At 51.0% G+C, this 14,488-nt stretch carries 12 protein-coding genes and 1 tRNA gene; all 13 read right to left on the bottom strand.

Translation table 11 applies throughout. From position 1 onward, the window contains the following. Positions 1–94: 94 nt before the first annotated feature. On the bottom strand, positions 95–1,462 hold the full coding sequence (locus GTPT_RS16190) for an aspartate aminotransferase family protein (RefSeq protein ID WP_025902796.1): 1,368 nt from the start codon (positions 1,460–1,462) through the stop codon (positions 95–97). Positions 1,463–1,477: 15 nt separating this feature from the next. After that, a complete protein-coding gene (locus GTPT_RS16195; RefSeq protein ID WP_025902797.1) occupies positions 1,478–2,569 on the bottom strand; it encodes a phosphotransferase in 1,092 nt (363 codons plus the stop codon). Positions 2,570–3,224: 655 nt separating this feature from the next. Further along, on the bottom strand, positions 3,225–3,464 hold the full coding sequence (locus tag GTPT_RS16200) for a hypothetical protein (protein ID WP_029990004.1): 240 nt from the start codon (positions 3,462–3,464) through the stop codon (positions 3,225–3,227). Positions 3,465–3,659: 195 nt separating this feature from the next. Continuing rightward, a tRNA-Phe gene (locus GTPT_RS16205) sits at positions 3,660–3,735 on the bottom strand. 158 nt (positions 3,736–3,893) lie between these two features. Continuing rightward, positions 3,894–5,837, bottom strand: a complete 1,944-nt coding sequence (gene mrdA / locus GTPT_RS16210) for a penicillin-binding protein 2 (RefSeq protein WP_025903231.1) — start codon at positions 5,835–5,837, stop codon at positions 3,894–3,896. 185 nt (positions 5,838–6,022) lie between these two features. Further along, the gene (deoD, locus tag GTPT_RS16215) at positions 6,023–6,742 is read right to left on the bottom strand and encodes a purine-nucleoside phosphorylase (RefSeq protein WP_029990007.1); all 720 of its coding nucleotides are present in this window, start codon (positions 6,740–6,742) and stop codon (positions 6,023–6,025) included. A 68-nt stretch (positions 6,743–6,810) separates the two neighbouring features. Further along, a complete protein-coding gene (deoB, locus tag GTPT_RS16220; protein ID WP_029990008.1) occupies positions 6,811–8,034 on the bottom strand; it encodes a phosphopentomutase in 1,224 nt (407 codons plus the stop codon). A gap of 60 nt (positions 8,035–8,094) precedes the next feature. Then, a complete protein-coding gene (gene deoA, locus GTPT_RS16225; RefSeq protein WP_025903228.1) occupies positions 8,095–9,414 on the bottom strand; it encodes a thymidine phosphorylase in 1,320 nt (439 codons plus the stop codon). 115 nt (positions 9,415–9,529) lie between these two features. Next, entirely contained in the window at positions 9,530–10,309 is a 780-nt protein-coding gene (gene deoC / locus GTPT_RS16230) for a deoxyribose-phosphate aldolase (protein WP_029990010.1), read from the bottom strand. Between the two features lie 217 nt (positions 10,310–10,526). Next, a complete protein-coding gene (locus tag GTPT_RS16235; RefSeq protein WP_029990012.1) occupies positions 10,527–11,330 on the bottom strand; it encodes a TatD family hydrolase in 804 nt (267 codons plus the stop codon). 148 nt (positions 11,331–11,478) lie between these two features. Next, positions 11,479–11,640, bottom strand: a complete 162-nt coding sequence (locus GTPT_RS17195; protein WP_071780103.1) for a DUF1328 domain-containing protein — start codon at positions 11,638–11,640, stop codon at positions 11,479–11,481. A 109-nt stretch (positions 11,641–11,749) separates the two neighbouring features. Then, a complete protein-coding gene (gene osmY, locus GTPT_RS16240) occupies positions 11,750–12,334 on the bottom strand; it encodes a molecular chaperone OsmY (protein ID WP_025903225.1) in 585 nt (194 codons plus the stop codon). Between the two features lie 304 nt (positions 12,335–12,638). After that, the gene (prfC, locus tag GTPT_RS16245; RefSeq protein WP_025903224.1) at positions 12,639–14,228 is read right to left on the bottom strand and encodes a peptide chain release factor 3; all 1,590 of its coding nucleotides are present in this window, start codon (positions 14,226–14,228) and stop codon (positions 12,639–12,641) included. Between the last annotated feature and the right edge of the window lie 260 nt (positions 14,229–14,488).

Raw genomic sequence — 14,488 nt, forward strand, 5'->3', positions numbered from 1 at the left:
CCCGAAGCACATTACCATACATTTCGCTGATTACAGAATTATCAGGGGGCCGGACATGGGTAATGACCGGTACCCTGATAAGGCTCTCACGTATTCAGAGTAACTCTTTTGCAATATCAGAGAAGGTCTCAAGAAAACGTGTTACGTCAGATGAATTGAAGACTAACGGAGGACGAATTTTAAGGACATTTCCATCCCCCCCACAGCTGCGAATAAGGATCCTTCTTTCGCGTAATTCATCAATGAATTTTTCAGTGCGTAGTTTATCCGGTGATCCGGAATCCCGATCAGCAACGATTTCAACACCGGTATATAATCCGACCCCTCTGATATCAGATACATGAGGAGAATTCTTAACGATCTCGTGCAGCCCCTTACGCAGCGCATTCCCCTGGACTATGGCATTTTCCAACAGATTCTCGCTGCTGATCACATCGAGAACAGCCGCACCCGCCGCGATGGGGAGCTGGCTGGCAGCAAAGGTATTGAAATACCTGCAATTCTGACCAAACTCGTACGCAACCTCGGGGCGGAAAACAGTACCCGATAGCGGTAATCCATTGCCCATCGGTTTACCCAGTGTGACGATATCCGGAATAATACCATGACGCTGAAACCCCCACATGGCATCCCCGCAACGGCCGAATCCTGACTGTACTTCATCTGCGATATAAAGCCCCCCGGCAGCATGAACCTCTTCAATCATGGGTTTCAGATAGCTCGTCGGGTCAGCAAAAATTCCGTCACTGGTGAACAGGGAGTCTGCCACAAATGCTGCCAGCCCAAAGCCATGCCGGGCAAGTTCAGAGATCCCTCGCTTAATCTCCTTCCTCATATACTCATCAATGGAAAGCCCTTCGGCAGCAGCGACACGAGGATCAGGGGCTTCAATAAGAACAACATTGGGTCCGATAGGCGATGTCGGCCCCAGACCAGGAGAAAAGGAAGCGACTTCACTGGTAATGCCATGATAGGCATTACGGGTAACTATAATCCCCTGATTACGGGTGTAGAATTTCGCGACGCGAATGGCCAGATCGTTAGCTTCCGATCCTGAACAGCCGAATGTTACACGGGAGAGTTCCTCCGGGAAGGTAGCGACCAGACGTTCTGCATAGTCAACCAGGCTTTCCTGTACATATCGGTTATTGGTGTTGAGTTTCTTAATCTGTGAAGTGATGGCTTCGACAACATGCGGATGCGAGTGACCCACGCATGCCACATTGTTATACGCATCAAGAAAGTCATTTCCTTCGCGATCAAACAGATGAGCTCCCCGCCCTTCCACAAATTCAACCGGGTTACGATAGATGAGTGAATATCCCGGCCCCAGAATACTCATTCGCCGTTCCACGATAGAACGCAAGCGTGGCTCAAGGTTATCCATCCGGGAGGGATCAAATTTATTGGGATAAACTTCAAGTGCCCGGCTTACTTTTGTGTCGTACTTAGGAGTTGTCATTGGTCATTGCTCCGGTCAGAAAGATGACGTTGCAGATAGGTGATGGATGCGCGCCTGCACATCTGAAACGGGCGTCGCCAGCGCCATCGCGAGGTTGTCCCGGTCATGTTTTGCATGAGATTCAATATATTCCCGGCGGTCAGGGAGACGTTGTGCTCTCCATTGAGAAACCACCGCACGTAATGCCAGACGAGCAGTAGCCGCATCAGCAATGAGTACCGCATGCGCTGGTGACATTTGATAGCTCGACAGATATCCCCGCAGATAAGCCAGGGGAGCCCCCCAGGGGTCATCAGCCCATTTGCCCAGGAGATTACATACGCTTACGGCGGGTTCAAATATCACACACGTCCGAACTGCGTCACCAAAATCAATTATTCCACTGACAAAATCCGCCGACTCTGCAGAGACTAAGACGTTGTAAGGGCTGAAATCCCCATGTATTACCTGGGTTTCAAGTTCTCCCATCAGAGGGACCACATTGCGTGTAAACCGCTCAAAAGCTTCAGCGGCTAATGCCCGAAGATTTTCATCTGTTAATTCTTCCTGCAGAATTTCCAGCGTTGGAACATTTGCAAGATCCCATACCAAAGGATGCAAATCATGTTGATGAGCAAATCCCCGCAATGCCATATCAATCTCACCGGCAGCGCGCCCTGTTAAGATAAGCTGCTCCTCGTCAACCGGAACAGTTGCCATAATGTCACCGGAGATATAGGTCAATACCCGTAAATAACGAACAGATTTTGTTTGAATTGGAACAATGCTCTCGCCATCCAGGGTGGTAATAACATTCTGCACTTCCCAGGCCGAAGTGTGGTTATTAAGCCATTCCATTACGGCCGACTGCATTTCCACGACTCCACGTGATTCGCCGGATGATGATATTTTTACGAGGCGATGACCCCCGTCGCAAGTCAGAATAAAACTGTCATCTTTTTCAGTAGGTAACCGTCTTAATTCACCCTCCAGTCCGTATCTGATATTTAAGATATTTTTTACCAGAGCCGGAGATATTTCATCCTTTCCATTCACCAGACCACTTTCATCAAGAAGGCTGAGTGCAGCTGAGAGCCTGGATTTTTTGATTGCATCATTGGTTATCATAGTTTCTCTGCTTTTGATTTTTTAAACATAAAAAATATGCCCTTTCTCACAGAGGACAGCACTCAAAATTCTGACTTAAGCGATCAAAAATCAGCTCCCCGCCAGGAGACAACACCACACAAATTGTCCATCAGTTTGCAGAGTCAAAATAAACATAACACCCGCCACCGCGAAAAAGCAAGATGTCATTACCTTATTTTGTTGGACAATTTAAAGAGGGAGAGAAAAGTGCATGGTAATCACTTTTATGGTGCGTAACTTACCGATAATGGTTCAAAAAAACATGATTTTGTGCATTTCTGCCACATAATAGTGCACTGCCTTATCGTGTTATCCCGATACATTTTTGTCGGACAATCCGGAGTTTGTTTATTGATGTCAGTAAATTATTATATGAACGCTACTTAGTCGCTTTTGATGCAATAGGTTTCCCAGCTATCATTAATTGTACGCAGCATTTTTGATAAATGCAGGGGCAGGATGAGTCCATTTTTATTTTCTGTTTTGGGTGGTTTTGGTCTTCGAAAAATTAAAACCGGCAGGCTATTAAATGTAGTATTCCCATGAATAACGATAAAAACACAATACGAAATCCTGAGTTAACTATCAGAAATATTTTAACTTTATAGATGGCCTCCGTTATCCGTCTCAGTCGTTACCAGGGAAAAAAGAACATTCCCTGGCCTTCATCACTGACAATACCGGGTCCCAAATATCCGCCATCCTCCGGATACAACACAAACTCCGGATGCCCCGGAGCAATCTGCAACAAAAGGGGATCAGGCACAGTATGATGTTCATCAAGCTGCCAGAGTACGGTATGAGTGGATAACCAGAAACTCTGAGCCTGCTCAGGTAATTCTCCCGGAAAAAAAGAGAAACAGAGCTGAGTCATGCATAGGGCACAGCAGAAGCTGACCGGGGCCACACAGACAGAATGTCAGGCCGTCAGAACAGCAGGAATGTGTGAGTGAGCAGGCTACAGGCAATATCTGGAGACAGGCATCAGGATAAAACAGAGGACACCCCGGGGAAGGACCATACCGCAGAAACGAAAAAGCCCCGCATTTCTGCGGGGCCTTAGAAAGAGTGGTGCCCGAACTCGGAATCGAACCAAGGACACGGGGATTTTCAATCCCCTGCTCTACCGACTGAGCTATTCGGGCAACGGGGCGCATTAAACCGTAATAGCGCTTTTCCGTCAATCACTTTTCGTCTCAGATGAACTGACCGCTGACTTTTACAGCAATGCGCTGAAATTTAGCCCAACTCCCGTAAAAACAACAGACAAAGGCAACACCTTGCGCCTCTGTCTGTCCGGCTCTTACTGGTCAGTTGTCACCGACCCGGGTGCGGCATCTCCCATCCCCGGGATATCCGCAGGAACGCTGCCCTTATCTTTATCGGTGACCGGCATATTCGCCTGGTCTGCCGGTAACATAATATGGTCCAGAATCTTACGCATTAACGGCGCTGCCGTGACACCATTGACGCCACCGTTCTCAAGGATTAATGCGACGGCAACTTTCGGATCCTTAAACGGCGCAAATGCCGTATAGAAGATATGGTCACGTAAGCGTATCGGGATCATCTTCGCGTTATAGATCTGGTTCTGCTTCAGACTAAATACCTGCGATGTACCACTTTTCGCCGCTATACCATAAGGTGCCGTATGGAAATAGCGATAGCCGGTCCCGTTAGGTGCATTCGCCATACCAAACATGGCACGGCGAACCAGTGCCCAGTAAGGCGAATTCGGGTCACCTATCTGCGGCTGGGCCTCGGTCGGGTGATACAATTGAACATCGTTACCCTGCTGTTCTTTGTATAACAAATGCGGGGTGATCACGCGGCCGTTATTCAGTAAGGCCACCAGGGCTTTCACCATCTGAATAGGCGTTGCTATCCAGTATCCTTGCCCGATACCGACAGAGATAGTATCCCCCTGATACCAGACTTTCTTATGGACTTTCTCTTTCCACTCACGACTCGGTAGCAGACCTTTATACTCTTCATGCAAGTCGATACCGGTCAGCTTACCGTAACCAAACTGGCTAAGCATATGATGAATACGATCAATCCCCATCATATAAGCTACCTGATAGAAGAAGGTATCTGCCGACTCCTCGATGGCTTTGGTCACATTCAGCATGCCGTGACCGGTCTTCTTCCAGTCACGATAACGTCTGTCAGTCCCGGGCAGTGTCCAGGTCGGAGCACCGAAGAACGTCGTTTGCGGAGTGATAACCCCGTTCAGCAACGCAGACATCGCCATATAAGGTTTCACCGTCGATGCCGGCGGGTATAACCCCTGGGTCACGCGGTTAATCAGCGGCAGATCTTTATTATCCAGCAGCTTCTTATAGGCCTGATAGCTGATTCCCTTCACGAACGGGTTAGGATCATAACTGGGGGCCGAAACCATCGCCAGTACAGAACCATCATGGGGATCTTCCACCAGCACTGCAGCACGCTGCCCCGTCAGCAAACTTTCAATATATTGCTGCAGCGGCAAATCGAGTGTCAGCCAGACATTTTTTCCGGCAACAGGTGGCTTTTCACTCAGTACGCGCACGATGCGCCCATGGTTATCGACTTCTACTTCCTGATAACCGGTCTGGCCGTGAAGGACGGATTCATAGTAACCTTCAATCCCCTGCTTACCAATGTTGTGGTCTGCCGCATAGTTCTCAGCAATCCCTTCGGCATTCAGGCGTTTGAAGTCATTGTCGTTGATCTTAGAAACATAACCGACGACATGGGCCAAATCCGCGCCATACGGGTACTGACGATCCTGATAAGAGTCGATGCTGACCCCGGGGAAGCGATATTCATCCACTGCAAAGCGCGCTATCTGTTCTTCGCTCAGCTCATCTTTAATGATGATAGGTTTATAACGGCTGGTCTGTTTAAGACGATGCCAGAAATCGCTCACATCTTCCGGCGTCAGGCCGATGAGTGGCGTCAGCGCCTGGATAGTCGCTTTAAGATTGGTTTCTTTGTACGGGATCACCGTCAGATCATACTGAGTGATATTGCGTACCAGCGCCGTGCCATTGCGATCGTAGATAATCCCCCGCGTGGGTGCGATCGGGATCATTTTGATATCATTATCGTTTGATCGGGTCTGGTAATAACTATGCTCACAAATCTGCAGCCGATAGAGGTTATATACCAGGATGCCAAAGCATACTGCTACCAGAACAAACGCCGTGATGGCACGACGAATAAATAGTTTTTCTTCAATTTCGAAATTGCGCAGATTCATTACATAACATAGTTTGCAGGGAGAGCTATCACCAGCAGCCTATCATAGAGAGATAGTCAGCCAGTGCCAGTGACAAGTTGATCCGGGAAAGATTAAAGTGTGTCATTTGTTGAAGAATGTAACAAGAAATGAACAACGCGAAAAGCAATCACTCTTCGCGTTGCTGAGGCTAAATAAGAGATATCTTAAGCCTTGTCACCGATCAGAACAGACTCCAGCGCGATGTTGATCATATCATTGAAAGTCAGCTGACGTTCTTCGGCCGTCGTCTGCTCGCCGGAGCGGATATGATCTGAAACGGTACAGATAGCCAGAGCCTTAGCACCGAACTCAGCGGCCACACCGTAGATACCGGCCGCTTCCATTTCCACACCCAGAATGCCGTATTTTTCCATGACGTCAAACATTTGCGGGTCCGGAGTATAGAACAGATCGGCAGAGAACAGGTTACCGACACGGGCATCAATACCCAGCGCTTTCGCTGCATCCACTGCGTTACGAACCAGATCGAAATCAGCAATCGCGGCAAAGTCATGATCCTTGAAGCGCATACGGTTCACTTTAGAATCCGTACAGGCGCCCATACCAATAACCACATCACGCAGGTTAACGTCAGAACGTACCGCACCGCAGGAACCCACACGAATAATGGTTTTGACGCCAAACTCGGTGATCAGCTCTTTCGCGTAGATAGAGCAGGAAGGGATCCCCATACCGTGTCCCATGACTGAAATACGGCGGCCTTTATAGGTCCCGGTATAACCCAGCATGCCGCGAACGTTATTCACTTCACGGGCATCCTGCAGGAAAGTTTCAGCAATATATTTCGCACGCAGAGGGTCGCCCGGCATCAGAACAACGTCTGCAAAATCACCAGCTTCAGCATTAATATGAGGTGTTGCCATGTTATTTTTCCTTTTAATCGTGTCATTTACCGGCATGACTGCCAGCAAATGAGAAACAGGAGACTTTTTTACAGCATGTTACGCCCGTAATCCATAGCTGAAAGACCAAAATAGGTCGCGATTGTCTGCCCGATATCGGCAAAGGTCTCACGCTGTCCCAGCGGGCCGGGTTTAACCCCGGGTCCGTAGATCAATACAGGGATATGCTCACGGGTATGATCCGTGCCAGACCAGGTCGGGTCACAGCCATGGTCTGCGGTCAGGATCAAAATATCCCCTTCCCCCACCAACGCCATTAATTCCGGCAGACGGCGGTCAAATAATTCCAGCCCCCCGGCATATCCGGCGACATCACGGCGGTGTCCCCAGCTGGAATCGAAGTCTACAAAATTAGTGAAGACAATCGAATTATCCGGAGCCTGTTTCATCTCTGTCAGTGTGGCATCAAAAAGCGCATCCAGTCCGGTCGCTTTAACCTTACGGGTGATCCCTTGCTGGGCATAAATATCGGCAATCTTACCGACCGAAATCACCTTTCCTCCTTTCTCTTCCACCAGTTTTTGTAACATGGTGGCAGAAGGCGGTTCGACCGCGAGGTCATGGCGGTTACCGGTACGGACAAATTCACCGGCTTTGGCTCCGATAAACGGACGGGCAATAACACGGCCGATGTTATAGCCACCCTCGGTCAGGATCTTACGGGCGATTTCGCAGAGTTCATACAACCGCTCTACACCGAACGTCTCTTCATGGCAGGCTATCTGGAAGACCGAGTCCGCGGAGGTATAAAAGATAGGCTTACCGGTACGCATATGCTCCTCGCCCAGCTTATCGAGGATCACCGTACCTGAAGAATGGCAGTTCCCCAGGTAACCCGGCAGCCCGGCCTGTTCGACCAGCGTGTCCAGTAGCGCCTGCGGGAAACTGTTTTCTGTGTCACTGAAATATCCCCAGTCAAACAGCACCGGTACTCCTGCGATCTCCCAGTGCCCGGACGGCGTATCTTTCCCGGAGGAAAGTTCAGCCGCACTAGCATAAGCCCCGAGAATAGTGGCATCGGCATCCATCCCCGCAGGGATTTTACCTGTCGATATCTCTGCGGCTTTTGCCAGACCCAGCGCCGTCAGATTCGGTAAATGCAGCGGACCTTGTCTGCCCTGATTAGCCTTACCGTCGTAGCAAGCCTGAGCAATATGGCCCAGCGTGTCTGAGCCGACATCACCGAATTTCTCTGCATCTTTGCTGGCTCCGATCCCGAAGGAATCCAGCACCATAATAAATGCACGTTTCATGCTCGCCTCCTGTGCGTTCATGTCATGAGAAAAAAACTGATCAGAACAGTATGCAACCATTCAGCAAATTCTGCGATAAATTAAAGGGATTTCTTTTGGCGGTTGGTGCGTAACCGAAATGGCGGCTTGCAGGCTCTCTGCCGCCTGTTGCCAGCTCTGCTCATCGGCCGCATGCACCATTGCCAGAGGGCGGTGCGTATCCACCGGCTGGCCCGCGGCGACAATATCACTGATACCGACCCGGTAATCGATACTTTCACCGGCCCGCTGACGGCCGCCGCCCATCCGGACAATAGTCATCCCGATCTCCCGGGTATCCATTGCACTGATAACCCCTGGCTCCCTGGCAAATACCGGTTTAATCACCGGCGCAGCCGTTAAATAACGCGCATACTGTTCGACAAAGTCGGCCGGGCCGCCCTGAGCCGCGACCATCTGAGCGAACACCTCAGCGGCCCGGCCATTATCCAGTACCTGCTGCAACCGGGCCCGCGCCTGCTGATCGTTGCCGGCCAATCCGCCACTGATCAGCATTTCACTGCTCAGGGCCATGGTCACTTCCAGTAACCGGGGATGGCGGTACTCGCCGGTCAGAAAGCGTACCGCCTCACGGACTTCAAGCGCATTACCGGCCGAAGAGGCCAGTACCTGACTCATATCGGTCAGTAACGCCGTCGTCCGGCAGCCGGCACCGTTTGCCACATCGACAATGGATCGGGCCAGTTGCTCCGAGCTGTCAAAATCCGGCATAAATGCCCCGCTGCCGGCTTTGACATCCATCACCAGCGCATCCAGCCCTTCAGCCAGTTTTTTCGCCAGAATGGATGCCGTGATCAGCGGAACAGAATCCACGGTTGCGGTCACGTCCCGGGTAGCATAAAAACGCTGATCTGCCGGTGCCAGGGTGCGGGTCTGACCGATGATTGCCACACCATTTTCGCGAATGATTTGACGAAAGCGATCGTTGTCGGGAAAAATATTCAACCCGGGGATGGCTTCCAGTTTATCCAGAGTCCCTCCGGTGTGTCCCAGGCCACGCCCGGAAATCATCGGAACATACCCACCACAGGCTGCGACCATCGGGCCGAGCATCAGAGAAGTGACGTCCCCGACACCGCCGGTGGAATGTTTATCCAGTACAGGTCCGTTAAGATGCAGATCCTGCCAGTTCAGTACGGTACCGGAATCCCGCATTGCCAGGGTCAGGGCTACGCGCTCCGGCAGCGTCATATCCCGAAACCAGATAGCCATCGCCAGCGCAGCAATCTGTTCCCCGGCGACGCTACCGTCCGTGATCCCCTGAATAAAAGCCCTGATTTCCTGGTCTGTCAGACTGTGACCGTTACGTTTTTTACGGATAATTTCCTGTGGCAAAAACATGGTGCTTCCCCGCTGTGCTGAAGAGTCCTGACTCCCTGATACCGGCATCGTCGGGCTTTACGAATGACGTGCCGCGGCAGTAATATCACTTTTCTGAGGTATGAGGTATGCCGTGTCAGTAACCGGCGGCCGGTGCTTCGGTGTCCACACCACAGCTTTTCAGTAAGCTGTTCAGTAACCCGGAGGCTCCGAAGCGGAAGTGGCGGGCATCGGCCCAGTCGTCTCCGAGGATCCCGGCAGCCATCGCCAGATAATCGGCGGCATCCCGGGTGGTACGCACGCCGCCGGCAGGTTTAAAACCGACGCTCGCTGATACACCTTTATCACGGATCACTTCCAGCATAATTCTGGCGGCTTCAGGGGTGGCATTGACGGCCACTTTTCCGGTGGAAGTTTTAATAAAATCAGCCCCCGCATCGATGGCAATTTCCGAGGCCTGACGGATCAGCGCAGGATCCTGTAATTCCCCGGATTCAATAATCACCTTCAGCAGCACATTGGCTTCTCCGCAGTGCTTTTTACAGGCGCTGACCAGTTCGGCTCCCCGCTGTGTGTCTCCGCGCTTCAATGCTTTCCAGGGGAAAACCACATCGACTTCATCCGCACCATAGGCAATGGCTGCCCGGGTTTCTGCCACCGCGATATCGATGTCATCATTACCGTGCGGAAAGTTGGTCACGGTGGCGATGCGGATGCCGGGAGTCCCCTGCTCACGCAGGACTTTCCGGGCCAGCGGAACAAACCGCGGATAGATACAAATGGCGGCCGTCTGTCCGGCGGCTGAATTTGCCTGCCGACACAGAGCGATAATTTTTTCATCAGTATCATCATCATTCAGCGTGGTGAGATCCATCAATCCGAGGGCCCGGCGGGCGATCGTTGTCATATCAGTCATTCTTTATTCCTCTGCAAAGAGCCGGTATCCGGTGCAGGAAAAGACGCACCACTATTTGTCATAATTCTAACAATTAATCGCCGTAAGGACTGCGTGACGGATCAAATAATCCATTCCCCCGAACTAAAAGAGGAAAAAATCGCAAATAAGGCCGTAAAATTCGGGAAAAGCCGTCAGGGGCCGGAAGGGTAAATGTTATAAAAATAACAAAATAACTTTAATCCGCATCGGAGGCGTGTACGTGTAACCGAGGGAATAGCCGCAAAGAGTTCTGCCATAGGGTTTCAGCCAACTGTTCCGGGGGTTCCGGACGGAGTTCCGCAAGAGCCTGCAGAATAGTGACCACATGTTCAGGCCGGTTTGGCTGCCCCTGGGATCCGTGGACCGGCATATCCGGAGCATCGGTTTCCAGCACCAGTGCACTGAGGGGCAGAGAAGCTATAGTTTCACGGGTCTTACGGGCCCGGGGATAGGTGATCGTGCCGCCGACGCCGATAGCAAACCCCAGACGAACGAATGCGCTGGCCTGTTGCAGGCTCCCCGAAAAACCGTGGATCACCCCGCCGGCAGGCAGGTCAGCCTTCCGCAGTAAAGCGGTCAGCGGGTCATGAGAACGTCTGGAATGGAGGATCACCGGAAGGTCATAGCGCCGTGCCAATGTCAGCTGGCTCTGTAACAGAGAGCGCTGTTTATCTGCCTGTGCGGCCAGCTCCTCCGTATAAAAATCCAGCCCGGCCTCCCCCAACGCCACCAGCTTATCCCCCCCCTGCTGCAGACACTGCTGCAGGCAATCGACATCTTCCGCAGTATGTTCTGCAATCCATAACGGATGCAGCCCGGGGGCATACCAGAGGGAAGGAAAACGTTCACAGAGAGAGATAATCTGGCTAAACCGGGAAGCCGTCACCGCAGGAATGACTATCCCCTGTACCCCGGCGTGACGGGCACGGGTCAGCTCCTCAGCCTCATGCTCAGCAAATGGCGGAAAATCAAAGTGACAGTGGGTATCAATAAAACGCACAACATTCTCCCGGGCAGCATAATAAAGTGCCGGCGGCAGAAAACGCTGTAACAAACAGGGTAGCCGTCAGACTGTACGGAGAAGTGTATCAGGCGGGGACGCTGCCGGCATCCCTTCCGGCAGTAGAGTGAGAGACTTCAGGACAACGTTATAACTTTCTCCGGCCGGTAAACAGGCTGATAAGGAACAGGATGATACCGACAATAAATACAATTTTAGCAGCCCAGGCAGCAGTGCCTGCCAGTCCGCCAAAGCCCAGCGCCGCTGCAATTAATGCAATCACCAGAAAGATAATTCCCCAACGAAACATAGTAATCTCCTTACCTTCATTAACAGACTCATCTTATAATTTGTTCTGACAACCACTCAGAACGCGTATTTATCTTCAATTTCCCTGCAGCCTGCGTCGATAGCTCAGGTCATTTGCTGACAGATAATTCGTTTCTGACCGCTTTGACCCCGGAAACCTTCCGTACGACCTCAGCGGCCCTGTTTTTTTGCTCACGACTACTGACATTACCGGTCAGCAGGACCATACCGCGGGTGGTCGTCACAGAGATATGCCTCGATGAGACTTGCTTATCCGCCATCAGGCGGGCCACAATCTCACTGGTTGTCGCGGTATCACTGGCATAACTCTTCAGGTTTGTCTGTTCTGCTGATTTTAAATGCAGATGGTTAATCACCTGCTTCACCCCGCTGATGCTTCTGACCAGGTGATCCACCCGTTCAATCTGCTGGTGCGATGTCACAAAGCCATCCACGGTGACCACACCCCGGGTTGTCGACAGTGAAAGATCGGTACTATTAATCTCTTTATCATCGACCAGCGCAGTTTTTACTTTCGCGGTGATGGCACTGTCATCCATAAAGTTGTCTACACTTCGCATCACCGATTTCCCCTGTGTCGGGGAGTTCTCTGTCGACGGCCCGCCGGCGTAGACATGCAGACTGCAAAGTGCGGAAATAAGTAACAGCTTTTTCAGCTGGTTGATTTTTTTCATTAATAATATCCTGCATGATAGTGACGTCTGCCTGTCGCTGAATGTCGTATCCGGTCATTCCCGGTACGGGCATCGGTCACATCTCTTTAATAATAGTTGAGTTTTATTGTTGTGCAGATTTTTAGGAATCTGCTGAGTCCGGAAACAGACTGCTGCAAAGCAAAGACGGGAAGCCCTCACTGCCAAAAGAAAGTGATAATAAGCAATATATACAGGCTGGCAGAAGCAGGAAAATCCTGAATCAGAACGCGGGAATATCTTAAAAAAACCGGCCAGAGGCCGGTTTCATGGAAACAACAACCGGTTAGTGTTCGCGTGTCTTCCGGAAGACAACATCCGGATAACGTTCCTGAGTAATGTTCAGGTTAACCATCGTCGGTGCGATATAGGTCAGATTATCCCCGCCATCCAGCGCCAAGTTAACTTCGTTCTTACGCTGGAATTCATCAAACTTCTTCACATCGCTGCATTCAACCCAGCGCGCCGTTGAAACGTTTACCGATTCGTAGATAGCTTCAACGTTATATTCGCTTTTTAGTCGGGCAACCACCACATCAAACTGCAGCACACCGACGGCACCCACGATCAGATCATTGTTTGAGACCGGGCGGAACACCTGGACGGCACCTTCTTCTGAAAGCTGTACCAGCCCTTTCAGCAACTGTTTCTGTTTCAGAGGGTCACGCAGCCGGATACGACGGAACAGTTCCGGGGCGAAGTTCGGAATACCGGTAAACTTCATTTTTTCGCCCTGGGTGAACGAATCACCGATCTGAATGGTGCCATGGTTATGCAGGCCGATAATATCGCCCGGATAAGCCTCTTCGACGTGTGCACGGTCACCGGCCATAAAGGTCAGCGCATCAGAGATAACGACATCTTTGCCGGTACGCACCTGATACATCTTCATGCCTTTTTCATATTTACCGGACACAACGCGCATAAAGGCCACACGGTCGCGGTGTTTCGGGTCCATATTGGCCTGAATTTTAAAAACAAACCCGCTGAATTTCTCTTCTCCGGAAACCACCTCACGACTGTCTGTCTGACGTGGCATAGGAGCTGGCGCCCAACTGACCAGACCATCCAGCATATGATCCACACCGAAGTTACCCAGTGCGGTACCGAAAAAGACCGGCGTCAGTTGTCCCTGCAGGAAAGCTTCCTGATCAAATTCATGAGAGGCCCCCTGTACCAACTCCAGCTCATCACGCAGCTGAGAGGCCAGTTCTTCCCCGATTTCCACATCGAGTTGCGGGTTATCCAGCCCTTTAATCGTACGGACTTCCTGGATCGTATGGCCTTGTCCGGTCTGATAAAGATAAGTTTCATCTTTATACAGGTGGTACACCCCTTTGAATAACTTACCGCAGCCAATTGGCCAGGTGATCGGCGCACAGGCAATTTTCAGTTCACTTTCGACTTCGTCCATGACTTCCATCGGATCACGGATATCACGGTCGAGTTTATTCATAAACGTCAGGATAGGAGTATCACGCAAGCGTGTTACTTCCATCAGTTTACGGGTACGGTCTTCGACACCTTTCGCCGCGTCGATCACCATCAGACAACAGTCCACCGCGGTCAGAGTACGATAAGTATCTTCCGAGAAGTCTTCGTGCCCCGGCGTATCCAGCAGGTTCACCAGCTTATCGCGGTACGGAAACTGCATTACCGAGGTGGTAATGGAGATCCCGCGTTGCTTTTCCATATCCATCCAGTCAGATTTTGCGTGCTGGCTGGACCCACGGCCTTTAACTGAACCCGCAGTCTGGATAGCCTGTCCGAATAATAGGACTTTTTCGGTGATGGTGGTTTTACCGGCATCCGGATGCGAAATAATCGCAAAGGTACGGCGACGAGCCACTTCGTCTAAAAAAAGTGCTGTAGACATCAACAGGTTCTTCATTGTTGGCGGAAAAACAATACAGGGGTGTATTTCCGTAAAAATCATCGTACCGGGAAAATGTTTCTCCGGCGGCTCCAACGGATGTTACTGCCTGGCCTGAACCCCACCTGCATCAGTCAACATCACGTAATTATCTGCGGAGTGCACATGACGGCATTCTCCGGATGCATATTCTACCTTATTTCAGGACATTTCGGTATTCAGCCGACAGCTTTCTTAAATGCGTGCCCCGCGATATTTCATAC

Origin of the sequence: Tatumella ptyseos ATCC 33301 (genome assembly GCF_000735525.1) — a bacterium.
Taxonomy (GTDB): Bacteria; Pseudomonadota; Gammaproteobacteria; order Enterobacterales; family Enterobacteriaceae; genus Tatumella; species Tatumella ptyseos.

Coding starts and splice junctions, on each gene's coding strand:
- GTPT_RS16190 (WP_025902796.1), bottom strand. CDS start 1,462: ATGACAACTCCTAAGTACGACACAAAAGTAAGCCGGGCACTTGAAGTT.
- GTPT_RS16195 (WP_025902797.1), bottom strand. CDS start 2,569: ATGATAACCAATGATGCAATCAAAAAATCCAGGCTCTCAGCTGCACTC.
- GTPT_RS16200 (WP_029990004.1), bottom strand. CDS start 3,464: ATGACTCAGCTCTGTTTCTCTTTTTTTCCGGGAGAATTACCTGAGCAG.
- mrdA (WP_025903231.1), bottom strand. CDS start 5,837: ATGAATCTGCGCAATTTCGAAATTGAAGAAAAACTATTTATTCGTCGT.
- deoD (WP_029990007.1), bottom strand. CDS start 6,742: ATGGCAACACCTCATATTAATGCTGAAGCTGGTGATTTTGCAGACGTT.
- deoB (WP_029990008.1), bottom strand. CDS start 8,034: ATGAAACGTGCATTTATTATGGTGCTGGATTCCTTCGGGATCGGAGCC.
- deoA (WP_025903228.1), bottom strand. CDS start 9,414: ATGTTTTTGCCACAGGAAATTATCCGTAAAAAACGTAACGGTCACAGT.
- deoC (WP_029990010.1), bottom strand. CDS start 10,309: ATGACTGATATGACAACGATCGCCCGCCGGGCCCTCGGATTGATGGAT.
- GTPT_RS17195 (WP_071780103.1), bottom strand. CDS start 11,640: ATGTTTCGTTGGGGAATTATCTTTCTGGTGATTGCATTAATTGCAGCG.
- osmY (WP_025903225.1), bottom strand. CDS start 12,334: ATGAAAAAAATCAACCAGCTGAAAAAGCTGTTACTTATTTCCGCACTT.
- prfC (WP_025903224.1), bottom strand. CDS start 14,228: ATGTCTACAGCACTTTTTTTAGACGAAGTGGCTCGTCGCCGTACCTTT.